Annotated in this window: 21 protein-coding genes and 1 pseudogene; 11 read left to right on the forward strand and 11 right to left on the reverse strand. The window is 54.1% G+C overall.

Annotated features, from left to right (window positions below; translation table 11 throughout):
* Positions 1–106 precede the first annotated feature (106 nt).
* Positions 107–490, reverse strand: a complete 384-nt coding sequence (locus ABLA33_RS07525; RefSeq protein ID WP_311489690.1) for a hypothetical protein — start codon at positions 488–490, stop codon at positions 107–109.
* 277 nt (positions 491–767) lie between these two features.
* On the reverse strand, positions 768–1121 hold the full coding sequence (locus ABLA33_RS07530) for an N-acetylmuramoyl-L-alanine amidase (RefSeq protein WP_347719857.1): 354 nt from the start codon (positions 1119–1121) through the stop codon (positions 768–770).
* Between ABLA33_RS07530 and ABLA33_RS07535 the strand changes: the two genes are divergently transcribed.
* The gene (locus tag ABLA33_RS07535; RefSeq protein WP_347719860.1) at positions 1065–1214 is read left to right on the forward strand and encodes a hypothetical protein; all 150 of its coding nucleotides are present in this window, start codon (positions 1065–1067) and stop codon (positions 1212–1214) included. The two genes, ABLA33_RS07530 and ABLA33_RS07535, sit on opposite strands and share 57 nt — an antisense overlap.
* Positions 1201–1383, forward strand: a complete 183-nt coding sequence (locus ABLA33_RS07540; RefSeq protein ID WP_347719843.1) for a hypothetical protein — start codon at positions 1201–1203, stop codon at positions 1381–1383. The genes ABLA33_RS07535 and ABLA33_RS07540 overlap by 14 nt, the downstream gene beginning before the upstream one ends.
* A 161-nt stretch (positions 1384–1544) precedes the next feature.
* Here the strand turns inward: ABLA33_RS07540 and ABLA33_RS07545 are convergent, their stop codons facing one another.
* On the reverse strand, positions 1545–1937 hold the full coding sequence (locus ABLA33_RS07545) for a DUF6633 family protein (protein ID WP_347719844.1): 393 nt from the start codon (positions 1935–1937) through the stop codon (positions 1545–1547).
* A 157-nt stretch (positions 1938–2094) separates the two neighbouring features.
* Entirely contained in the window at positions 2095–2895 is an 801-nt protein-coding gene (locus tag ABLA33_RS07550) for a hypothetical protein (RefSeq protein WP_347719845.1), read from the reverse strand.
* A 911-nt stretch (positions 2896–3806) separates the two neighbouring features.
* Here ABLA33_RS07550 and ABLA33_RS07555 point away from each other — a divergent pair.
* The 6 genes from ABLA33_RS07555 to ABLA33_RS07580 all read left to right on the forward strand — a co-directional run bounded on the left by ABLA33_RS07555 (position 3807) and on the right by ABLA33_RS07580 (position 10634).
* Positions 3807–5180, forward strand: a complete 1374-nt coding sequence (locus ABLA33_RS07555; RefSeq protein ID WP_347719846.1) for a DUF6242 domain-containing protein — start codon at positions 3807–3809, stop codon at positions 5178–5180.
* Between the two features lie 53 nt (positions 5181–5233).
* Entirely contained in the window at positions 5234–5986 is a 753-nt protein-coding gene (locus ABLA33_RS07560; RefSeq protein ID WP_347719847.1) for a DUF6089 family protein, read from the forward strand.
* Positions 5987–6015: 29 nt separating this feature from the next.
* On the forward strand, positions 6016–6756 hold the full coding sequence (locus ABLA33_RS07565) for an isoprenyl transferase (RefSeq protein ID WP_315092180.1): 741 nt from the start codon (positions 6016–6018) through the stop codon (positions 6754–6756).
* 30 nt (positions 6757–6786) lie between these two features.
* On the forward strand, positions 6787–9426 hold the full coding sequence (locus ABLA33_RS07570) for a POTRA domain-containing protein (RefSeq protein WP_347719848.1): 2640 nt from the start codon (positions 6787–6789) through the stop codon (positions 9424–9426).
* Between the two features lie 131 nt (positions 9427–9557).
* A complete protein-coding gene (locus ABLA33_RS07575) occupies positions 9558–10076 on the forward strand; it encodes an OmpH family outer membrane protein (RefSeq protein WP_347719849.1) in 519 nt (172 codons plus the stop codon).
* A gap of 48 nt (positions 10077–10124) precedes the next feature.
* The gene (locus ABLA33_RS07580) at positions 10125–10634 is read left to right on the forward strand and encodes an OmpH family outer membrane protein (RefSeq protein WP_311489699.1); all 510 of its coding nucleotides are present in this window, start codon (positions 10125–10127) and stop codon (positions 10632–10634) included.
* A 200-nt stretch (positions 10635–10834) separates the two neighbouring features.
* On the opposite strand, the gene ABLA33_RS07585 is transcribed toward ABLA33_RS07580, so the two are convergent.
* Positions 10835–11479, reverse strand: coding sequence for an outer membrane beta-barrel protein (locus ABLA33_RS07585; RefSeq protein WP_347719850.1), 645 nt, complete (start codon positions 11477–11479; stop codon positions 10835–10837).
* Positions 11480–11968: 489 nt separating this feature from the next.
* Here ABLA33_RS07585 and ABLA33_RS07590 point away from each other — a divergent pair.
* Together ABLA33_RS07590 and dacB are read left to right on the forward strand one after the other, a co-directional pair.
* Positions 11969–12403, forward strand: a pseudogene (locus tag ABLA33_RS07590) (D-alanyl-D-alanine carboxypeptidase); the annotation flags it as partial.
* Positions 12404–12415: 12 nt separating this feature from the next.
* Entirely contained in the window at positions 12416–13135 is a 720-nt protein-coding gene (dacB, locus tag ABLA33_RS07595) for a D-alanyl-D-alanine carboxypeptidase/D-alanyl-D-alanine-endopeptidase (protein ID WP_347719858.1), read from the forward strand.
* A gap of 378 nt (positions 13136–13513) precedes the next feature.
* On the opposite strand, the gene ABLA33_RS07600 is transcribed toward dacB, so the two are convergent.
* Positions 13514–15415, reverse strand: coding sequence for an LTA synthase family protein (locus tag ABLA33_RS07600; protein WP_347719859.1), 1902 nt, complete (start codon positions 15413–15415; stop codon positions 13514–13516).
* An 87-nt stretch (positions 15416–15502) separates the two neighbouring features.
* The gene (locus tag ABLA33_RS07605) at positions 15503–17551 is read right to left on the reverse strand and encodes a cation:proton antiporter (RefSeq protein ID WP_347719851.1); all 2049 of its coding nucleotides are present in this window, start codon (positions 17549–17551) and stop codon (positions 15503–15505) included.
* A gap of 174 nt (positions 17552–17725) precedes the next feature.
* On the opposite strand from ABLA33_RS07605, the gene ABLA33_RS07610 reads away from it, so the two are divergent.
* Complete coding sequence (locus ABLA33_RS07610; RefSeq protein ID WP_347719852.1) at positions 17726–18730, forward strand: aspartate-semialdehyde dehydrogenase; 1005 nt, start codon at positions 17726–17728, stop codon at positions 18728–18730.
* Between the two features lie 159 nt (positions 18731–18889).
* Here ABLA33_RS07610 and ABLA33_RS07615 read toward each other — a convergent pair whose 3' ends face one another.
* From ABLA33_RS07615 to ricT, 4 genes are all read right to left on the reverse strand, one after another.
* On the reverse strand, positions 18890–20128 hold the full coding sequence (locus tag ABLA33_RS07615; RefSeq protein ID WP_347719853.1) for an ATP-binding protein: 1239 nt from the start codon (positions 20126–20128) through the stop codon (positions 18890–18892).
* A gap of 423 nt (positions 20129–20551) precedes the next feature.
* On the reverse strand, positions 20552–22258 hold the full coding sequence (locus ABLA33_RS07620) for a Na/Pi cotransporter family protein (protein WP_347719854.1): 1707 nt from the start codon (positions 22256–22258) through the stop codon (positions 20552–20554).
* A 101-nt stretch (positions 22259–22359) separates the two neighbouring features.
* Positions 22360–22851 carry a gliding motility lipoprotein GldH gene (locus ABLA33_RS07625; protein ID WP_347719855.1) on the reverse strand — a complete coding sequence of 164 codons (492 nt, stop codon included), beginning with the start codon at positions 22849–22851 and terminating at the stop codon, positions 22360–22362.
* Entirely contained in the window at positions 22835–24184 is a 1350-nt protein-coding gene (gene ricT / locus ABLA33_RS07630) for a regulatory iron-sulfur-containing complex subunit RicT (protein WP_347719856.1), read from the reverse strand. Before ricT ends, ABLA33_RS07625 begins: the two co-directional genes overlap by 17 nt.
* Between the last annotated feature and the right edge of the window lie 102 nt (positions 24185–24286).

Below are 24286 nucleotides of genomic sequence, written 5' to 3' on the forward strand. Positions count from 1 at the left end.
GTGCTCGGCTGCCACTTGCGTGTTCGATGATCTGTCTGATTTTCAACGGTCATCCTGCTCTGAGCACTCCCCCTCATGGGGGAGATGGAGGGGGCTGGTTTCTGATTTACACCTTCTGCACCCTCACCTTGCCTTTTTCGAGGTCGAAGGCAGCGCGGAAGCGCGTGGGGCGCACCCAGCGAATCATGATGTTGCGCAGGAGCTTGGGCTCAAAATCCTTGGCAGTGGCAGCACCCTTCGATTTGATGGTGGTGTGGAGACTACCCAAATCGCCGAGACTCACACTCTTACCGTCGAGCAAGGCTTCGAGGGCGTGGACGCAAGCCTCTTTGATGACGGCTGAAGCATCGGCAGCAGTGGCTGTACTGGAGTGCGAAATCTTGTCGCAGAGGGTGGCGAAACTCATCTGAGTTTGCTCAACTTCTTGGGCGTAGTACTTCACACTTTTGTCAATAGGATTCTTTCTCTGGATTACTTTGTACTTTAACATGGTTTTGATGATTTTAGGCACCATCCACTCAACGTGGGTTTTGTGGTGCAGGTTAGTGATAATGATTTGGTTAGTGTCTCATTGAAGCTTCTTTCTTAAGACATTACAAAGATAGGAAATTAGACTGAATTGTGCAAGAGAAAAGGAAAGAAAATTTCAGGGATTGGTGGACTCAGACTGGTCGGACTGGTCGGACGGGTCGGAGGTCCTCTTGAGGGGGGGTGGGTTCTCAGACTGGTCGGACTGGTCGGACTGGTCCGAGAACATCCTGCTTGGCCTATTCCTTCCAATTCTTGATTTCGCTCTGGACATCATAGCTGGGGCAAGCTTTGTTGGGGTTCACCTCGCGGTGGCCACGGATGCGAGCGGTGGGGTAGTGCCAGTGGAGGAGGCGGAGGAGAGCTTCGAGCGTGGTGCGCTGGGCGCAGGTGCGCGTGTCCTTCGGGCGCCCCTCGGGGTCGATGCCGCCGATGTAGGCCACATGGATGGCGTGTTGGTTGTAGCCCTGCACACCGTTGGCCACATACTCTTCCGCCCAGAGGCGGCGCAGAGTGCCGTCGGCCTCGATCACGTAGTGGTAGCCGGGGGCGTGCCAACCGCGGGCGCGGAAGCCGTTGCGGAGCGCCTCGATGGTGGCGGAAGGTTGCGTAGCGGTGCAATGCACGAAGATGTTGTTGATAGTTCTCATGGTTGTTGGTTTTTAGAGGTTAGTGACGAGTTTTGAGTTGGTGGTCGATGTAGACCTTCACGCCGAAGATACTACCGGCGTAGATGAGCGTCTGGGCTGTGAACCACAGTACGCTGTCGGAGATTTCACCCAATGGCGGGACGATGAAGCCCGCGATGGTGAGGCCGACACCTGCCATCAGCATGCCGATGGCGGAGAGTTTTGAGAGATTGTCTTGCATGGTTTTTGGTGATTTTAATTGGGATGGGGCAGTCCCCTCCAGAAAGCCCCCTCCACCTCCCCCATGAGGGGGAGTGCTCAGAGCAGGATGACTATTAGACTCTGATAATTCTTAAAAAAAACAAGTGGTAGCCGAGCACTCCCCCTTTATGGGGGAGGTGGAGGGGGCTCTAAAATTGAATCTTTCCCGGCTTCTCGGCAGCGGGCGAGGTAGCTCTTGAGGGCAGCGATACCCACGAGGCCTTCGGGGTGGCGGCGCGCTTCGTTGGCGCGGTCTTGTTCGATGCGCTGCCAGGTCATGTTGCGCTCGGAGAGGAACGAGCGGAGGCTGCGCGTGAGCACCATGGGGTCGGGCGTGCCATAGAAACGTTCGTAGCGGCCACCCTTGAAGTGTTGGAAAAACCAACTGAGCTCGCATACGGTGAGTTGACCGAATTGCTGGAGGATGATGGCCGTAAGCTCTTGCATCTGGAGCGTGCTCCACCGCGCTGTTTGTCCGCAGAATTCGGCGATGCGCGTGAGCTGGGGCACTATCCACACGCGGCCCGAGTTGGGTCCGTAGAGTTGGTCGAGCTGGCGGAGCGTGGGCGCACTGCGTTGGATGCAATCCGAGAGCGGAAGTCGACCGTAGAAGCGTTGCACATCGGGGTTCATGGCCTGGCTGAATGTCGCGAGGGAGGGGTAGCGCCGTTGGAGTTCAGTAAGGACTGTTGGCAATTTGGCGGATGGCGTCGAGGGCAGTTTCGCGGCCAGCTTGGAGGTCGGCGTCGCGGCGCGTTGCAGAGGTAGATTGTCGGTAGTTTCCATAAGTTTTTTGATTGCGTTCCCAGGTGATACAGGCCGAATGCCAATTTTTCATTTTTGTGCGTCCCACGAGCCAGCCGTTCGATTCGTAGTGGCTGAAAAAGGCGACGGGGTCGAAGCTGTAGCCCTTCGCTGCCACGTGGCGGCAAACTTCGTCGAGGGTGGGAGGGGAGAAGCCTCTGCCAGAGAGGGGAGAGGAGCCCCCTCCACCTCCCCCATGAGGGGGAGTGCTCGGCTGCCTCTTGTTTGGGTCTCGGACTGGTCCGACTGGTCTGATTTGTCCGACTGGTCTGACTGGTTCTTCGACAACTTCGATGGCTGTTTCGGCCGTGTCTCGCGCAGCTAATTCTGACGTAGGAAGAATTAGCCTTTCTTCTTCTTTTTCTTCTTCTTTCAAGATAGGGGTGCAGGGGGAAGATGCTTTCTTCTGTTTTTCTTCTTCTTGCGATGAGTGAGCGATGTGTGAGTGATGTGTGAGCGATGTGTGAGTTGAGAAATGGTTTCTTTTGCCCAATCCATTGCCGTAAGCTACCAGCAATCTGTTGAATGGTCCACTGATGTTTTGCGATAGTTCTGCGCGTTCGCCAGTCATGAGGTAATCGATAAGAGCACAGAAAGCCAAATGGCGCAATCGCGGTTTGATGCGGCGATATTCTTCCCAAACGGGTCGGGTGATGATAACTTCGGAGGTCATGATTCTTGGATGGTTTTAGAGATGGTTGTGAGGGCGCGTCACGCGTCCGAAGGGGTGGATTTTGGGGTTAGTGATAGAGCCTCTGTGGGAGGTTTGTTTTGCTTCGGCAAAGGTAGGGTAAGGCTCTCGAAAATGCAAATTTTTAAGCAATTATTTTCTTGCTTTTTCTGTGGGTTGTAAACGATATTCTAAGTGTTAAAAACTTTTTTGTGCGTGTGTCACTATCTGTCACGATTTATTATTATGGGACGCATCTTCAGAGAGTTGCTTATTGTGGGTGTTTTCTTGTGGTGTATAGCTTTTCTGTGTCCGATGGATAGGGCTTTTCTCGCCCGTCTCCTTATTGTACCGGCTGGCTTCCTTATTGTGTCAGTGGATAGCCTTATTGTGTCGGGCAGGGGAATAAGGGGACGCGAAAAAGTGATTGTTTTGTCAAAGAAAAATACCGTGTTTTTATTGCGGGGTGGGCAGGGAATGCGAATTAGGCGAATTTTACGAATTGAGCGAATTTTCTTTTTTATTATTCGTTCCCATTCGCCCAAAATTCGCAGACCCCAACCAAGCTTAAATAAATTCGTAAAATTCGCCTAATTCGCCCAATTCGCATTCCCTTCCCACCATTCGCTAAATTCGCCCAAAATTCGCAGACCCCAACCAAGCTTAAAAAAAATTCGTAAAATTCGCCTAATTCGTAAAATTCGCATTCCCTTCCCACCTTCCGCCAAATTCGTAAAATTCGCTAAATTCGCTCAATTCGTGTTCCCTTTCCACCTACCTCACCTCAAAAAAGATTAAAAATTTCGTAGTTGCGAAATTTAAGGCTATTTTTGCACGTTGTATAAAATACTCCTTTGGCAGACGCGCGCGAGAGGCGCATGAGAGCGAAGGCTTGAGGACTACTTAAGAAAATTATGAAGAAATCCCGCATGGCGCTGATGCTTAGCGCACTACTCATGTTGATGGCCAATGTCGGCTGTAATACGAAAAGCGAAGTGGAGGACCTGACGTCGGGGGCTTGCCTGGTGAAGGCGATGACGCTCGGCACACTCAATCGTCATCTCCATACGCTCTCCCGCAGTGGGCGCGACTCGATTTATACCATCAAGGTGACCGGTTCGCTCTATCCTTTGACCATCGACCAGGTGAACCAGCGTATCTTCAACGTGGATTCGCTGCCCGTGGGCACTGATGCTAAGAAAATCGTGTTCTCTGGACTTACGGCCACGGGAACGGTGGCGATACAATCGAAGGTGACGGGGAAGGATACCCTCCTGAATCAGAAAGACTCCATCGATTTCTCTACGCCGCGTATCATCACGGTGTATGCCACCGATGGCGTTTCCAACCGAAAATACCAGGTGGACATCCGCGTTCACAAAGAATGGGGCGACTCCATGATATGGCAGCGCACGGCCAGCGGACTCTCCGCTTTCAGCTCCGTGCGTCAGCTCCACGCCCTCACCGTAGGGTCCACGCTCTATGCCTTCGGTCTTGAAGGCACCATGCCCGTTGTGCTCACCGCCAATACCGCCAGTCCGCAGCAGTGGACCCGCCACGCCATCACACCCGCCACGCTCGATGCCCATTCCGTGGTGCGCCACGGCAACAGTTTCTTCGCCTTGGCCAGCAACCAGCTCATGACGAGCGAGGACGGCATCAACTGGAATCCTGTGAACCCCACCAGTGGGCCCAACTCCTTCACACAGTTGGTGGGCAGTGGCACGAAACACCTCTTGGCCCTCTCGGGCGCAAGCTTAGTGAGCAGTACCGATGGCGGGCACACCTGGACAGCCGATGCCCTCGACTCCTCGGCTCCGCTGCCTCTGGACGAGAACGCCGGCCTCGTCTTTGCCTCCACCGTGAGTAAGAACTACGAGAAAGCCGTTGTGCTGGGACTGCGTGGCAATGAGCCCGTGTTGTGGCAGCGCGACCTCGACCTCTCGGGAACGGACACCTTCGGGTGGGTCAACTTCCCACTCGATGCCCACCGCCGCGGCCATCTCCCCACACTTCAGAACTACACCCTCGCCCGCTATGATGACGCACTGCTGCTCACAGGCGAGAAGAGCGACGGCAGTTTTGGTGGCCTCTATCTGAGTCGCGACAACGGTTACACCTGGTTGCAGAAAGAACTCAAAGTGCCCACCATCAGTGGGGCCACGAGCGCAACCGCCACGGTGGACGCCCAGAACTACATATATATAATATGTGCTGGCAGCGGCGAAGTGTGGCGCGGACGCATCAACCGCCTCGGCTGGAAAAACGAAGACACGCTCTTCAAATAAGTCGCCGCGGCTCATAGGCATATATATAATTAACAACGTTCGTCCCCCATACGATGACAGTCGCCACCGCTCACCCTCGCCCCCACGCGCAAGGCCCACAGGCCCTCGTTTGCCGCTTGGCGCTGCTGCTGTTCCTCCTCGGAGCAGTTTCCGCGCTCCATGCCGCTTCGGGCGATGACGACGACGCTTTCTATCGCCTCGAATTAGGCGTAGGCGGCGGCTTCGGTTTCGGTTTGAACGACGTCAATTCCAAACTCTACGGTACGCCCACGCCGGCCGCTGCACTGCTGGCCCGCTTCCCGCTGAATCCGCGTATGGCCGTGAAAGTGAGTGGCGGCTACATGAAGGTGAGCGGCACTACCGATAAAATCCTGGATTTCTACCCCGCCAATCCCGCCAGCGCGGGCACGGCACGCCTCCACTACGAGGCCAAGGGAAACCTCTACGATCTCAACGCCCTCTTCGAACTCCATTTCCTGCCCTACGGCTGGGTGAAGAGCTATCAGGGCTTCAAGCGCATCGTGCCCTACCTGCAAGGCGGATTAGGACTGACCTATTCCGACGCCGGCAAAGTGGCCACGGTGAATATCCCCATCGGGGTTGGCGTGAAATGGAAAATAGCCCCCCGCGTGAATCTCGGGCTCGACTGGACGTTTCATTTCACCCCCAACGATAAGTTGGAAGGTCTGGCCAATCCGCGCGGCATCAAGTCGGGCGAATTTCGCAACAAAGACCACTACAACCTAACCCTCTTCACCCTCACCTACGACCTCTCGCCCAAATGTCCCACCTGCAACAAGGACTGAGCGCGCGGTCGCACAACCCCATCATCACTATGACACTGAAAGAGCAAATCAATACGGAACGCATCCCCGCCCACGTGGCCATCATCATGGACGGCAACGGACGCTGGGCAAAGGCACGCGGACAGCACCGCAGCATGGGCCACCAAGAAGGCGTGGAAGCCGTGCGCGAAATCACAACGACCGCCTCCAACCTCGGTGTGCGCTTCCTGACGCTCTACACCTTTTCCACCGAAAACTGGAACCGCCCCTCCGACGAAGTGGCCGCGCTCATGGGACTCCTGCTGACGAGCCTTGAGGACGAACTCTTCATGAAGAACAACGTCCGCCTGCGCGTGATCGGTGAAATCACACGCCTGCCCCAGGAAGTGCTCCGCGCACTCGTGGGACTCGAGCAGCGCACCGCCAACAACTCAGGCATGACCATGGTGCTCGCCCTCAGCTATTCCTCCCGCTGGGAGCAAACGGAAACGATGCGCCGCATCGCCCGCCGCGTGAAAGGTGGCGACCTGCGCCTCGAGGACATCACCGAAGACGTTATCAGCCAAGAGCTCTCCACCTCCTTCATGCCCGACCCCGACCTGCTCATCCGTACCGGTGGCGAGCAGCGACTCAGCAACTACCTGCTCTGGCAGTCGGCCTACACGGAACTCTACTTCTGCGACACGTTCTGGCCCGACTTCCGCAGCGAAGAATTCTACCGCGCCATCGTCGACTACCAAGGTCGCGAACGCCGCTTCGGTAAGACCTCTGAACAGCTCACGCAGGAATAACCCCCACACCCCAACGCTATCTTGAAGAAAATGAATATATCACTCGCAAAACTATGGCTCTTTGCCGCCCTGCCCCTCGCTGGCATCTCCGCCGCTCAGGCACAGGTGAGCAATGTGCAGCGTCAGCCCGACATCGTTTATAGTGTCACGCCCTCGAAATACATCCTCGGCGGTCTCACCGTGGACGAAATCCCTGGCTACGACCACGACCTTTTGGAGAGCATCTCCGGCCTCGAAGTGGGCAAGATCTACGCCGTTCCCGGCACCGACATCACCGACGCCGTGCGCCGCTACTGGCAGCAGAAGCTCTTCTCCAACGTCAAGATCACGGCCGATAGCATCGTGGACAACCGCATCTACCTCCACGTTCATCTCACCGCCCAACCGCGCATCAGCTCCATCAGCTATAGCGGCGTGAAGAAGTCGGAACGCGAAGACCTCGAGAAGCGCCTCGGACTGCAAAACGGTAGTCAGATTACGCCCGATATGGTGAACCGCGCCAAGATCATCATCAAGCGCTATTTCGACGAGAAGGGATTCAAGGACGCCGAAGTCGACATCCAACAGAAAGAGGATGCCACAGCCGACAACCGCGTGCTGGTGAATATCGACATCGACAAGCGCAGCAAAGTGCACGTCAACCGCATCTATATCTCCGGCGTGACGCCCAAGGAGGCCTCCAAACTCAAGCGCGCCATGAAGAAAACCCATGAGCGCACACTGCTGAACTTCCTCAAATCGAAGAAATTCCTTCCCGAGAAGTATGACGAGGACAAAGACAACGTGTTGAAGCGCCTCAACGCCTGGGGCTACCGCGACGCCGTGCTCAAGAGCGACAGTGTGGCAAAGGTGGACGACGGCCATGTGGATGTGTACCTCGACCTGAGCAAGGGACAGAAATATTACATTCGCAACATCAGCTGGGTGGGCAATACGGTCTACAGCACCGACGTGCTCGAGCGCATCCTGCAGATGAAGAAAGGCGATGTCTACAACCAAACTCTGCTCCATAAGCGCCTCTCCGAGGACGAAGACGCTGTGGGCAATCTCTACTACAACAACGGCTACGTTTTCTACAACCTCGACCCCGCTGAAGTCAATGTGGTGGGCGACAGCATCGACCTGGAAATGCGTATCCAAGAAGGCCGCCAAGCGCGCTTCAACCGCGTGAACATCACGGGCAACGACCGCGTCTACGAAAACGTGGTGCGCCGCGAACTCTACACCAAACCCGGCGACCTCTTCAGCATGGAGGCCATCAAACGCAGCGTCATGGCGCTGGCACAGATGAACCAGTTCGACGCCGAAGCCCTGCAAAGCGGTATGAACAAAGGTATCAAGCCCGACCCCTACAACGGCACCGTGGACATCACGTATCCGCTCGCGTCGAAAGGTGGCGACCAAGTGCAGCTCTCCATCGGTTGGGGCCCCACAGGTATCGTAGGACAAGCCGGCATCAAGTTTACCAACTTCTCCATTGGCAACCTCTTCTCCAAAGGCAATCGCCACATCGGTTTCATCCCGCAAGGCGACGGACAGACGCTGGCCTTCAACGTGCAGACCAACGGTACCTACTATCAGGCCTATTCGCTCTCCTTCCTCGACCCATGGTTTGGCGGCAAACGTCCCAACCAGCTCTCCGTGACGCTGTCCTACTCCAAGCAGAGCGACATGAACTCCAGCTACTACAACAATAGCTATTACAACAACTATTACTACAACTACCTCTCGGGTTACGGCAATAATTCCAACTACTACAACTACACGAATTATTACGACCCCGACAAGTATGTGAAGCTCCTCGGCCTCTCCCTTGGTTTCGGTAAGCGTTTGCGCTGGCCCGACGACTATTTCACCTTTACGGCACAGCTCAACTACACGCGCTATATGCTCAAGTCGTGGCAGTACTTCATCATCCACGATGGTAACTGTAACAACTTCAACATCAACCTCTCCCTTAACCGCAACTCAACGGACAATACCTTCTACCCACGTCGCGGTTCGGAACTCGAATTGAGCGTGGCCTTCACGCCGCCTTACTCGCTCTGGGACGGCAAGGACTATAAGAACCTGGCCACCAACTACAAGAGTTCAACGTATCAGAAAGAGATGCAAGAGAAATTCCGCTGGGTGGAATACAACAAATGGAAATTCAAGCTCCGCACCTTCACCGCGCTCACCGGAGCTATCAAAGCCCCCGTCCTCATGACACGCGTGGAATTCGGTTTGCTCGGAGCATACAACCGCTATAAGAAATCGCCCTTCGAGGCCTACTATGTGGGCGGTGACGGAATGTCCGGCTATTCCTACGGCTACGCCACCGAGACCATCGGCCTTCGCGGCTACGAGAACGGTTCTATCGCCGGCGACGACGGCAACAACGCCTACGCCTATAGCCGCATGGCCCTCGAACTACGCTATCCGCTCCTCCTCGAAGGACAGACCAATGTCTTTGTCCTCGGTTTCGTTGAAGGCGGTAACGCATGGACCGATGCCCGCAAGTTCAACCCCTTCAACATGAAGCGCAGTGCCGGTATCGGTGTGCGCCTGATGCTCCCCATGGTGGGTATGCTCGGCATCGACTGGGCATACGGTTTCCAACGCTACAATGCCAATGGTCAGAAAATCGGTGGCAGTCAGTTCCACTTCATTCTCAACCAAGAATTCTGATGACAGCAGCGTAACATTTCACTCCTGAACCCGTCTCTACCGAAAAGGGTCGGACCAGTTTGGCAGAACTCCCCACAGATCCATCCGCCCTCCTTTCCCTCATTCGGTATCAACAAAAAAAGAAAAAGAATATGAAAAGAATCATCTCACTCCTGCTTCTGGTTGTAGCCTTCACGTTCAACGCACACGCCCAGAAGTTTGCCCTCATCGATATGGAATATATCATGGGCAATATCCCCGCATACGAGCGCGCCAACGAACAGCTCAACCAAGTGAGCAAAAAATGGCAAGCCGAGGTGGAAGCCATCGACAACGAAAGCAAAACGCTCTATAAGAACTACCAAAACGAGGCCGTGTTCCTCAGCGATGCGCAGAAAAAAGAGCGCGAACAAGCCATCGTCGACAAAGAAAAGCAAGCCAGCGAACTGAAAAAGAAATATTTCGGTCCGGAAGGCGAACTCTATAAGAAACGCCAAAGCCTCGTGGCGCCCATTCAGGACGAAATCTACAACGTGGTCAAAGCCATCGCACAACGCCGCGGCTTCCAACTCGTCCTCGACCGCAGCAGCGACACTGCCGGCATCATTTTTGCCAGTCCTTCCATCGATATTTCTAACGAAGTGTTGAGCCAATTAGGCTATTCCAATTAAAGTTGCTAAATTCGCCCGCAAAATCAATAATAAAAAGAAAATAAAGCTATGATCAAAAAACTTTTAATGCTGGTGCTCTTCCTCGCACCGCTCACTATCAGCGCCCAGAAGTTTGCTCACTTCGACCTTGAAGCCACTGCCAGCCAGTTGCCCGCCTACAAGCAGGCCATGACGGAGCTGCAAACCCTCGGTCAGCAGTATCAGAAGAACCTCGACGATATGCAGAAGGAACTTCAAGCTAAGTACGACAAGTACAGCAAAGAAGTCAACGAAAAGACGCCGCAGAACATCAAAGACCGCTACGCGCAAGAACTCCAGCAGATGAGCGACAAACTCGAGCAGGCTCGCCAGGACAATGCTAAGGCATTCCAAGAAGCACAGCAGCAGAAGATGCAGCCCATCACGCAGAAAGTCCTCGACGCCGTTCAAGCCGTTGCAAAAGAGGGCAACTACGTTTACGTCATGGACGTGGCAACAGCTCGCGCCAACAGCATCTTCATCAACACCGCTGTCAGCGAAGATGTAACAGCAAAAGTAAAAGCTAAGCTCGGAATCTAAGCCGAAGCCCAGCGCTAAAAAATAAGACCATCCCGCACCTCTCCCCAGAGGCGCGGGATTTTCTTTTTTTCGCAAGCTGCCGCCTTTTAGAATCTCCGACCAGTCTGACCAGTCCGCCCAGTCCTCTCATAAAAAAAACAAGTCCTTGGAGCATAAAATGCTCCAAGGACTTGCCCATTTTCCTACACAAGCTTATGCTGTTATTTCAGCATATATAGCACCGACACACCAACACTTCGATGACGAGGATCGCCCCATAGACTATTCATCTCGTGAAGGCTATGCTCATAGTACGCCTTTAGTCTAAACATTGAATAATCAATATTGACAGCCACTGTTGCTCCATAATCGTACCTGTTGAACTGGCAGTAAGGTGTCACTTCGGGAGTGTTGAACAGATTCATCCTTTCACGGTAGTGTTTTCCCCATCCATCGTTTCCCTCAACATGTCCTTTGCCTCCAACTCCAATTCCGGCATAGACACCAATTTGTGGCAGAATCGAAAACTTCCCCAATTGCACATTATAGCCAGCAACGAGGGGCACTGTCAGATAATTCATCGGAAACGCTTCAACTTTACGCACATCATTAGCACCTCCTATTTTATACCCCTCAATAGTGCCTCCTTTCTGTGAGAATCCCAAACCTGACGAAAAAACAAAGCCAGATGAAAGTTTGTAGTCGGCAACAGCTTCCACTTTGAAGCCACTGTTTCCTGTCGATTTATAACGCTTCATAGAGAAATGGTTATGCAGATAACCACCACCAAATCCAAAGTTCCAAGTCTGCGCAACAGTCGTGAGACTTACGATGAAGCAGAGACTGCTTAGAAATAATTTCTTCATATTCTTGTTTATTGATGATAAAAACTTTTCATTTTTGTATTTATTAATATTAAAATCGTGCAAATATATATATATGTTATTAGAAATAAAGTTAATAATTTGTATTATTATACAAACAAATAAAATTGTCTATTAAAAACACCTTATAGCTCTTGAAGACTCAAGAGAGTATTGAATCTGTCAGACAATAAGAATATGTATCCAAGACCAGCATTTCGGGTACATATATAGTCTGCATTCATGGTCCTATCCATTAGGTTGTGAAGATACCGGTAAGCATAATGCACGAAGCACGAAATTCTATGAAAGCGAATATGAAGAGGACCTCCGCCCAGTCCGACCCGTCCGCCCAGTCCGACCCCCACCAAGAAAGCTCCCTCCCTTTGCTTTCCCGCGGCTTTGCAGTATCTTTGCAGCCGCAAAATAGAAAAAGAAAGGACTGTGTTGCGGAAACTCCTAACCCTCATATTCTTCCTCCCACTGCTGGCCATGGCGCAGGAGCGGGACACGCTGGCTGTCGACTCTCTTGAGGTGGACACGACAGCGGAAACCCTGCTGACGGGCACCCTGCAAGAACGCTTGCAGCGTCTCCTCGCCGACGAACTCTTGCAGCGCACGCAGGTGGGCATCTATGTCTATGACCTCACGGCCGATTCGGCCCTCTTTCGCTACAACGAACAGCAAACCATGCGCCCCGGCTCTTGTCAGAAACTCCTCACTGCCGTCACCGCACTCTCCCAACTTGGCGTGGACTACAACTATTCCACCTCGCTGCTCATGGACGGCACCATCGCGGGCCGCGTGCTCACCGGCAATCTCTACGTGCGCGCCGGTTTCGACCCGCTCTTCGGCCGCGACGACCTGCTGGCCTTCGTCCAGGCCGTGCGCGAACAAGGCATCGACACCCTGCGCGGGAACATCATTCTCGACCTCTCGATGAAAGACACCCAAAAGTACGGCTGGGGCTGGTGCTGGGACGACGACAACCCCGTGCTCACGCCGCTGCTCTTCAACGGCAAAGACACCTTCGCCGAGCATTTTGCCGAACTCCTCACTGAGAGTGGCATCGTGGTGGAAGGTAACACCCTCAGCGGGAGCATCGGAGCCGCCGTCACCCCCCTCGTCACCCGCACACACACCATCGATCAAATCCTCTTCCGCATGATGAAGGAGAGCAACAACCTCTACGCCGAATCCATGTTCTATCAGATTGGCGCACAGTCCGGCCGCGCCTATGCCGACCGCCGCCGCGCCACAGAACGCCTCCAACGCTTCGTGCGCCTCATAGGTCTCGACCCCGCCCACTATCAGTTTGCCGACGGTAGCGGCCTCTCGCTCTACAACTACGCCTCTCCCGAACTCCTCCTCCGCCTCCTGCGCTATGCCTATCAGCACCAGGACATCTACAACCACCTCCTGCCCTCGCTCCCCATCGCCGGCCAGGACGGCACGCTCCGCCGCCGTATGCGCGGAGGCACGGCCTATGGGAATGTGCGCGCCAAAACCGGCACCGTGGAAGGCGTCAGCACCCTCTGCGGCTACGCCCAAGCTCCCAACGGCCATTACCTCGCCTTCGCCCTCTTCAATCAAGGCACCCTCCGCGGCAGCCAAGCCCGCCGCTTCCAAGACAAGGTATGTCAGGAGATGACGAAGTAGGAAAAAGAAAAAAATAAAGGCAAAAGAAAAAGGCTACCGCCCTCTCAAAGCCCCCTCCAGCTCCCCCATGAAGGGGAGTGCTCGGCTGCCACTTGCGTTTGGCAGCCTTTTTTGTTTTCAGACCAGTCCGACCAGTCTGAATAGTCTGACAAGTCCGAGGACCAAGGTTGAGCACTCCTACTTATGAGAGAGCTGGAGGGGACTCTGAATTTGTGTTTCTTCGCCCCTTTTGTGAAAATTCGTGGGCTGAAAAACGGCGAATATTTCCTTATAGTGTCAGCCAGCGCAATAAGGCTGTCAGCTGACTTCTTTATTGCGCTGGCTGAGGGAATAAGGGTATTTGTGAGGCATGGAAAGCCTTCTCAAAGCCTTCCTCCTCTATCTCAATTTCTCGCTTGCTTGCAAATTGGAGAAGAGGTATTTTTTTAGGCGCTGATAAGGCGCGGACATCGGGACGGGGTGGAAACCGGGGCGCGAAGTGTCGTAGCAGAAATCGCGCGCGGCAGAGGGATTGTAGATATAGAGATGGTTGGCATCGCGGGCACACATCACCTCGTCGGCACAGTAGAACATCATGTCGCGGCGCTCCCGCAGGAGGTCGATGCCGAAGTTGCGCTGCACGTAGGGCAGGCGGAGCATACCCAGGAGGGTTGGACCAACATCGATCTGGCCCGCAAAATCGAGGCGCTCCTCTGTGGGTAGGCCGCTGTTGTAGATGATGAGCGGAATGTGGTTGAAACTCTCCTCCACCTCATAGCCGTCGGCGCCGAGTTTTTTTCCGTGGTCGCCCAAGAATACGAAGATGGTGTTCTTGAACCACGGTTCGCGCGCGGCAGCTTTCATAAATTCACCCACCGCCCAGTCGGCGTACTCCACAATGGCGCGCTGCGGGTCTTTGTGGCGCGGGTGGAAATAGGGCTGAATGATGTAGGGCGGGTGGTTGGAGATGGTGAGCAGTGTGGCAAAGAAAGGCCGCCCGCTCTCGGCTTTGCGGCGCAGGATGGGCAAGGCGTAGGAGAAGAGATAGTCGTCCGCCACGCCGAAGTGGTTCACAATTTTTTCGCGCGGGTAGTTCTCCTGCGAGTAGATGTCCTCAAAACCATTGGTGCGTAGGAACGCGTTCATGTTGTCGTACTGCGCCTCGTGGGTCATAAAGAACAGTGTGCTGTAGCCCTTATCGCGCAGAACGGTGGGCAGTCCCTCGTAGCGCGGCACCACCGTGCCTTTCATCGCGTTGCGTTTCAAGATACTGGGAAAGCCGTAGAGCGTGGAGAAAATTCCGTTGTTCGTATGATTTCCTGCCGAGTAGAAATTGGCAAAACTGAGCGAATGCTGATAGAGCGAATCGAGGTGCGGCGTCAGATGGTCGGGATTGCCGAAACGCCCCATGAGTTTCGCACTCATCGACTCCATCAGCACCACCACCACGTTCTTCCGCGTGGGTTCTCCCTCCGGCACGATGCGGCGTGCTATCGGAGACACTCCCGCTATTCCCTCTCGTCCGAGGTAAGCCTGCACGTTGCGCACCGCCTCGTTGTCGTCCATGAGGTGGAGGCGTTGATTCTCCGGCCGCGCATCGTCGAGCGTAGAGCGCAGTAGGCAGAACGCTGGGTTGATGCCCAACTGGTTGAGAATGGCGTTGTCGCAATAGTAGGCCGCCGACACCTTGATGGGGTTGTAGCCCATGCGGCCACGGATGCCAAAAACGCACAGTCCGATGAGCGGCAAGAGCAGTGCCACGCCTTTCCATCTGCCCCGCGCCGGCACGCGTTCAAGTTGCCGCGCCGTGCACCTTCCCAGCCACCACAGCAGGAGGGAGAAGAGCGCCACAAGGACGATGTAGAGCAGGATATATTTGCGCCACGACGCCTCGCCGAGCACCATTCCGGCCGTTTGTCCCACATAGCTTTTCCATTCCCAGATGCTCGAATTGAGCGTTCGGGAGAAATAGGCGAAGTAGGGGATATTGGCCGCCGAGCACATCAGCACCAGGCTATAAGCCACGCCGAACCACACGTTCAAGCCCCGCAGCAGCGGCCGACGGAAATAGCCCACCGCCGTAGCCACTAAGGCCGCAACGAGTGCCGGCAGCATGACGTAGCAAGCCACCACATTGTCGAACCAAACGCCGCGCAGGAATGCCGGCCAAACGGATGCGGCCTCAGGGCCTACCTGCTCACTCATCACAATATATAGCACTAAGCGCAGCACGCTGAGCAGCACCAGAGCCGCCACATGAACGCTCAGGAGATAAAGAAAAAGACGAAAAGCACGTTTCATATTTAGATTTTGTTTTAGTCGGAGAGAGAGTCGGACGAGTCGGACTTGTCGGACGGGTCTGACTGGTCGGATAGGTTCGAGAACCAATTATTTTGCTACCAGCACATTGGTGTTGCCATAAGTGCCGCGGTAGCGAGCAGGATAGATGAGCATGAGGTTGCGCGAGGAGAAATAACGCTCCAGTTGCGTGGCCAGTTGCTCCATATAATTGTGGCGCGAGATGTTGCCCTGTCGCGCCAAGACGAAGCACACCAAGTGGTCCGTCTTCACGTTGTGCGCCAACGGCAGATAGTCCTTCCAGGAATGGTACACATGGTATTGTGCCGCCACGTTGAGGCGATTCTTTTTCCAATACTCCTCCACGGCGTTGAGCGTAATCTCTCCACTGTAAACCTCCACCGTGCAACTGAGTTGTGCCGAGAGGCGTGCGATGCGTTCGGCCCAGAGTCCGAAATAAGGCTCGTATTCCGCCTTTTTCGGTACCACGAGGTGGATGCGCCTCACCGTATTGATGGGCATGAAAGAGCGGTAAACGATGATCTGGCGGTCCACGGAGCTGACGAGGTCGGTGGAGAGCTGTCCGAAGAAGGTCTCGAAGATGCGCGCCCGCTGGTGGAGACCGATGATAAGGTCGCTGGCGTCCAGTTCCTTCATGGCGTGTGTCAACCCCGACACCACATTCACCGACCAACGGCTGTGGGTCAGCATCCTCACGTTGGCCGCCGCCGCGATATGCGCCGCGCGCTCCAGGTCCTTGCGTCCCTGCCGTTGTCGCTCCTCGTTGCCTTCCAACACAATGTTGACGGCAGAGAGGGGCAGAGCCGATTTCGGACGGCGCAGCATCAAGGCGAGATTCACCAGCGGATCCACCGTGTCAGGATTGGAGAGAGCGATGACCAAGCGGTCTTCCGTGTGGGTTTTCTGCCCAACTGTTGGCGAAGAGGCCGCCAAACTTCGGCTGGCACTCTCCGTTGTGAACGAGCTGCAAATACACGTCACCAAAATCAGAATCATCGTGCCGTTGAGCACCTCCTCACCGAAGAGTCGCTCCCCGTTGGGCATCATGATGCGATAGCCCACCAAGACGATGGCCAGTGTGGCCGCCGCGCGCGCCGTAGTAAGGCCGAACATCAGTCGGCGGTCGAGCTTGGAGAGTCCGTAAAGGCGTTGCGCTGCGAAAGCCGCTGCCCATTTTGTGCCGATACTCACCACAATCATCACCACCGCCACCTCCACGGCGCGGAGGTCCATGAGCGCGCTCACATCAATGAGCATGCCCACACCAATCAAGAAATAGGGGATAAACAATGCGTTGCCGATAAACTCGATATGGTTCATCAGCGGACTGGTGGCCGGGATTTGTTTGTTGAGCACGAAGCCCACGAGGAAAGCTCCCAGAATGCCTTCCATGCCCACAATCTCCATCAGTCCAGCGCCTAAGAAGACCATGCCCAGAACGAAGATGTATTGCACCACGCCATCGTTGACCCGGCGGAAGAACCACCGACTCACGCGCGGAAAAGCATAGATGATAAACGCACCAATGAGAATGATTTTCAACACCAGCCACACCCAGTACATCCCTGTGGTGTGCTCCTTGAAGATACCGCCCACCACGGCCAGCACAAGGAGCGTGAGCGTGTCGGCCACGATGGTACTCCCCACAGCCAGGTTAACGCTCAGTCGCTGCGCCACGCCGTAGCGCAACACAATGGGGTAGGGCAAGAGCGTATGGGAAGCGTACATCGCACCCATCAAAACCGCTGTGGCCGCCGCTGTGCCCAGTATCCAGAGGTTGGCCGCCGTGCCCATCACTATCGGGATGGCAAACGTCAGCAAGCCGAAGACGAGGGCCTTCCAGCGGATTTTCTCCACATCTTGGAGGTTCATCTCCAAAGAGGCAAGGAACATGATATAATAAAGCCCCACCTTGCCGAAGAGCTCAAACGACGCGTCGCGGTTGAGCACTTCGCCACCGTGAGGACCAATGGCGATGCCTGCCAGAATCATGCCCACAATCGACGGCACGCGCAAGCGTTCCAGCACCATCGGTGCGAGCAGAATGATGCTCAAGACAATGAAAAATATCCACGTCGGGTCGGTAATCGGGAAGTATTGGCTCACGGAGATGCTCATTGTTAGGCGTTTCTGGTGTTAAAGTGCACAAAGATACCTAATTTTCTTCCAACACTCCCTGCTTTTCCTCTCGAAATCTCTATTTTTGCGCCCACAGACGACATCTTGTCGGCATAATCCCCCGCAAATGATCGTTTTAGTTTTCTCAACTCTTAAAAATAAAAGACTAAACGTATGAAAGTAGCCATCGTTGGTGCCAGCGGCGCCGTGGGTCAGGAGCTTCTCCGCATCTTGGCCGAACGTAATTTCCCCATTGACGACCTGTTGCTCTTCGGCAGCACGCGCAGTGCGGGAACGAAATATCAATTCCGCGGTAAGGAATACGAGGTGAAACTCTTGCAGCATAACGACGACTTCAAGGGCGTGGACTTCGCCTTCACCAGTGCCGGAGCAGGCACCTCGAAGGAGTTTGCCGACACCATCACGAAATATGGTGCGATCATGATCGACAATTCCAGTGCCTTCCGCATGGACGAGGATGTGCCCCTCGTAGTGCCCGAATGCAACGCTGAGGACGCGCTCAACCGCCCCCGAGGCATCATTGCCAACCCCAACTGCACCACCATCATGATGGTAGTGGTGCTCAAACCCCTCGAACAACTCAGCCACATCCGCCGCATCCACATCGCCTCCTACCAGAGCGCGAGCGGAGCTGGTGCAGCTGCGATGGCCGAACTCCAGCAGCAGTACAAAGAACTCTTGGAGACGGGCAAGGTGGAGACCATCAAGAAGTTTCCCCACCAGCTGGCTTACAACGTGATTCCGCAAATCGATGTGTTCACAGAAACCGACTACACGAAGGAGGAAATGAAAATGTACAACGAGACGCGTAAAATCCTGCACAGCGATGTGCAAACCAGCGCCACGTGTGTCCGCATCAGTTCGCTCCGCAGCCACAGCGAGAGCGTATGGCTCGAAACGGAACGCCCCATCACAGTGGCGGAAGCCCGCAAGGTGCTCGCCGCTGCTCCCGGTGTGACGCTCGTCGACGACCCACAGAACTACGTCTATCCCATGCCGCTCGATAGTGCTGGTAAGGACGACATCTACGTGGGCCGTGTGCGCAAAGATTTGGCCAACGAAAACGGCCTGACGCTTTGGCTCACTGGCGACCAAATCCGCAAAGGCGCAGCCCTCAACGCTGTCCAGATTGCAGAATATTTGGTGGATAAAAAATAAGAAAAAGGGAAAAGGAAGGCTACCGCCCTCCAGAGAGCCCCCTCCACCTCCCCCATGAGGGGGAGTGCTCGGCTACCACTTGCTTACATCTCCGATTAGTCCGGCTCGTCCGACTCATCGGAGATTTTTTTGATTCCTTTTGTTGTTTTTAGAATCTTACTAAATCTCATCAATATCTGTTCCTAATAGGAAGTCCATTAGTCCCATAATGAGAATTCCATTATCATCGTGATATGCCGCGATGTCTTCACGCATAATAATAATCTTTTTGAAAGAATCATTGATGCGTTTAAGTGATGCCAACTCTTGTTCACGCTTCTCTTCATTAGGTAGCGCAAAAGCTGATTGTATGTAATAGCGTTTATCTCCCTTGTTGGCCACAAAATCAACTTCCAATTGCTTACGTTCTGTTGCGCTACGCACCTCAATCATACCAACATCGACATTATAGCCACGGCTTCGCAACTCGTTGTAGATGATATTCTCCATAATGTGAGTTTCTTCCACTTGGCGGAAGTTGAGCAGGGCGTTTCGTAAGCCGATGTCCTGGAAGTAGTATTTTGATAGTGTTCCGATATACTTACGTCCTTTGATATCATATCGAGTGGATTTCTCTATGATAAAGGCGTCTTCCATATATAAAAGGTAATTGGCTATGGTCTTGTTGTCAAGAGTCGATTTCTTTACCGTGTTGAACGTATTCGCTATCTTATTCGGATTACAAGGTGATCCTATCCCAGAGGCCATTACTTTCATCAACTCCGAAAATTCATCGATGTTGGAAATGTGGTTTCGCTCAACAATATCCTTCAAATACAGCGTTTGGTTCAACAAGGAAAGATATTCACCTCTCTTGGCATCGTCATTCAGTGCAGCAAGATAAGGAAGACCTCCATAGGTGTAATAACGCTTCCACAAAGTCTGCTTGTCGCCGCCCTCTGCTTCATAAAGTTCTGCAAAGGATAAAGGGTAAATATGGATTTCTACGCCTCTGCCTCGGAACTCAGTTGCCACATCCTTGGAGAGAAAGCGCGAATTACTACCCGTGACATATACGTCTACGTTTGGTATGTGCATAAAACTATTGAGAACCTCCACAAAGCGGTCAAGCAATTGAACTTCGTCTATGATTAGGTAGTATTGTTCCTTATCCTTGATATGCTCCTTTACGTATGCTAACATCTTGAGGGGACTACGCAATTCTTCATTGCTGATATCGTCCAATGCTATTTCAATAATATGATCTTCATCCGTACCATTTTCCAGCAAATGTTGATGAAAGAGCGTAAACAATAGGAAAGACTTACCACAGCGTCTGATACCTGTGATAATCTTAATCAGGTCAGTATGTTTCCAACCTATCAGTCCATTTAAGTATTTGTTTCTTTGAATAATCATGTCATTCCCAAAAAATGTCATTAGTGACACTTTTTTGGAATCCAAACTTACGGTATAAATCTCTAACGGCCAAAGATTCATTCCAAAAAAATGTCATTTGTGTCACTTTTTTGGAATGAGGTCTTTTCTGATCTCTCAAATCCTCTCTCTGCCTATTCCTTTATGGGAGAGCTGAAAGAGCTTCTGCGCAAAAGCAGAATAAGGCTGTCGATTGACAGCCTTATTCTGTGAACTGATAGCCTTATGGTCTCAGCTGATAGCCTTATTGTAGTTTTGGGAGGATCGGACAGGTCGGACTGGTCGGATTGGTCGAAGGGCTTTTCTTGGAGAACTCGGACTGGTCGGACCAGTCGGACCTGTCCGAGCAGTCTGAAGAATCAGGACCTGTCTGAGCTTTGCTGGGGTGGGTCTCCTCTCCTTTTATTACCTTCTCAGATTCATGCGGGCCTGCACCACGTTGATGACATAGTCGCCGAGCTTTTCGCACTCTTGGATGATGTCGAGGTAGGCCGTTCCGAGGTCGTAGGAATATTTATGATCATTGACATCGTCGATGTTCTGGTCGCGGAGACGCTCGCGCAGGTCGTTGATGTTGTTCTCAATCTCGAAGGATTTGTTCACGTCCACCTTCTCGCGGTTGTGCTGGAAGGTGTAGTTCATTTGCGTTAAAGCCGCGTCGGTGAGCTTGAACATTTGCTCCACATTCTGGCGCAGTTCGGGCGTGAGGCGCTCGTTGTTTTCGCGGCCATGGGAGATGGTGCGTGCCAGGTTGTAGCAGCTGTCGCCGATGCTTTCTATCTCACTGATTTCGCGCAACATGTTGCGGATTTTCATCTTCGTGTCGTCACTGAGATGGGCGTTGCCCACATGGTCGAGGTATTTGGCAATCTCGATTTCCATGCTGTCGCTGATAACCTCGTATTTCTTGATGCGCTCCACGAGTTTGGCGGACTTTTCGGGGTTCTGCTCATGAAGCAAGTCCTGCACCATGCCAAACATGCGCTGTATGCGCTCGCCGAAGCTGGAGATTTCCTTCTGTGCCTCAAACACGCTCAACTCGGGCGTTTTCATGATGCCAGCCTGAATGAAGCGCAGGCGGAAGTCCTCCTCATCGCTGTCTTCCTTGGTGGGGAGAACAAAGCACACGAGGCGTTCGAGTTGTGGTATGAAACCGATGAGCAGGGCCGTATTGGTCACGTTGAAAGCTGTGTGGAAAGCCGCCAGCACGATGGGGAGGATGGCGGCGCGCTGTGCCACACTGATGGTGGTGTCGGCGGGGTTGTAGCCCACAACGGAACAAACCATGTCCACGAAAGGATAGAACAGGCACATGACCCATGTGACGCCGATGACGTTGAAAAAGAGGTGGGCGAGGGCAGCACGGCGCGCCTGCGTGTTAGCTCCCAGTGCGGCGAGATTGGCTGTGGCCGTCGTACCGATGTTCTCACCCATGACGAGGGCTATACCCAGATAGATGGGCAGGACGCCTGTGGAGCAGAGCAGGATGGTGATGGCCATGACGGCGGCAGAGCTCTGCACGAGGCAGGTGATGAGTGTGCCGATGAAGAGGAAGAGGATGATGGTCCAGCGACTATTGGTGTCGAAGGAACTGAAGAAGTTGATGGCGTCGGGGTTGTGCTGAAGGTCGAGGTCGTTGCCCGCTGCGCTCAGCAAGACAAGGGCGAAGAAGAGAAAAGCGATGCCGAAGAGGAAGTCGCCAATGTAGCGGAATCGCTTGGAATAGATGAGGATGATGCCCACGAAGAAAGCCGGGAACACGGCCATGGTGAGGTCCACGTTGTAGCCCAGGGACATGATCCACGCCGTGAGCGTTGTGCCGATGTTAGCACCCATGATGACGGAGATGGCCTGTGCCAGCGTGAGAAGTCCGGCATTGACGAAGGACACAGTCATCACCGTGGTGGCCGAGGAGGACTGCACGGCGCAGGTGATAAACGTACCTGTGAGCATACCCGTCAGGCGGTTTGTTGTCATGGCTCCGAGGATGTGTCGGAGTTGTGAGCCGGCCATTTTCTGAAGGGCCTCGCTCATTACTTTCATACCATAGATGAGCAGCGCCAGTGCTCCCAGGATTTTACTGAAAATAATCAGATAGTCAGCGGTTGTCATTGTTGTTTGAATGAGGAATGATTCTTTGTTGTGTTCGGGGAAGTCGCGCAGACTTATATAAGTATTTTTTCAGCGCAACGTTCTGTTGAGGTCGGCACGGGTCAGGGGATACGTTCGAGGCATATTCCCACGTTGGCCACTCCCGGCAGGAGGTTGCGGCGCATGAGATGCTGCACGGTGACAGTACCCGTTTGCCCTTTTTCGAGGTGAAGTTCACTGACGGGAAAGGCGTACTGATAGAGACTCACGCCCTGTCCGTTGACATCGCCGTCCTTATCGGTGAGGCTGCAAAGGGCCGTGTCGCGCTGAGCCTTTTTCCCTTGCAGTCGGGTGGTGATGCTCAAAGCCAGAGTCTGGAAGGGGTAGGGATTGGCGGCCGATGTGCGCACGCCGATGCTGAGGCGGTAGCGACCCGCTTGGTGGATCGTGTCGATGGGAAAGACGAGCGAATCCGTTGTTTCCCATCCGTCCACAGGCGTGGCGCGGAAGCAGTATGTTTCCACGCGGCGCTGCCCGCAGCCCACAACGATGAGGAGCAGCAGGACAAAGAGCGGCGCGAGGCCAGCAGAGTGCATCTTAGGCTTGCGGAGCATTGTTGTCGGCAGCTTGGTTGTTTCGGTTCTGTGGTCCGCGCGGCCGGTTGTTGCGGCGGTCGGGGCGAGGTCGGTTGTTGCGGCGTTGCTCGCCACGGCGGTCGGCTTGAGCCGCCTCTGCCGGGCGGTTGGCATTGTCCGCCGGGCGGTTGCCGCCCTCTGCCGCCCGCTTGTTGGGGGCATTATCGGGGCGGTTGTCAGCCTGGCGCGCTTCGCTGCCGTTGTTGGGGCGTTCGCCCGTGGACTTATTGCGGCCGCCGCGGCGTTTGTTGCGGTTGCGGTCGAAGCGAGTGAGACTCTCCTGCTCCAAGAGATCCACGGAGCGTTTCGGTTCGTTGTCCGTTTCCTCGGAGAGTTGTAGCGGTTTCTCGCCCCGCTTGTTCATTTCCATCACCTCTTTGGCGCGTTCGGCAGATATCACCGTGAGGTTGGCCGCCAGGCGTTTGTCGGACGAATAAGTGACGAGGCCCGCCAGGATGTCGGCTTTGAAGAAATAGAAAATGCCATCGGCCGTCTCCAGTTCTATGCGGCGGTCGGGCAGTTGCTGACTCGCCTCTATATAAGTGTCCACCTCGTAGTTGAGGCAGCATTTCAGTTTGGCGCACTGTCCCGCCAATTTCTGCGGATTTGGGGAGATGTCCTGCACGCGCACGGCAGTTGTGCTCACGCTGTTGAAGTTTTTCATCCACGTGGCGCAGCAGAGTTCGCGGCCACACGGGCCGATGCCGCCGATGCGTCCCGCCTCTTGGCGCGCACCTATTTGTTTCATCTCGATGCGCACATGAAACTCATCGGCCAAGACCCTGATGAGTTTGCGGAAGTCCACGCGCTGATCGGCGATATAATAGAAGATGGCTTTATTCCCATCGCCCTGATATTCCACATCGCCAATTTTCATGTCCAGGTCTAATTCCTTCGCGATTTGTCGGGAGCGGATCATGGTATCCTCCTCCAGCGCCTTGGATTCGTTCCATTTATCGATGTCCATCTCGCGCGCTTTGCGATACACGCGCTTGATTTCGGCATCTGGCTTGAGGTTGGCTTTCTTCATCTGCAAGAGCACGAGCTGTCCCGTGAGTGTGACCACGCCGATATCGTGACCCGGCGCAGATTCCACGGCCACGATGTCGCCCTTCGCCAAATCGAGGTGATTGTCGTTGCGGAAGTATCCCTTGCGTGTGTTTTTGAATTGAACCTCCACCATATCGGAGAGTTCAGCATTGCCTGGCACGTCGGCCAGATAGTCGTATGTATTGAGCTGCTTGTCCTGCCGTCCGCACCCTTTGGCGCAGAAGCCTCTCAAGCATTCAGCTGTTTCAAATTCGTGTTGCATCTTTGTCAATGTGCTAATGTGCTAATGTGACGCGAGCAAGCTCGCTGATGTGCCAATGCGTGGGCGCGGTTGCTGTGTCGTATAGCTGTTGTCAATGTGCTA

The organism is uncultured Alloprevotella sp., assembly GCF_963536905.1.
Classification (GTDB): Bacteria; Bacteroidota; Bacteroidia; order Bacteroidales; family Bacteroidaceae; genus Alloprevotella.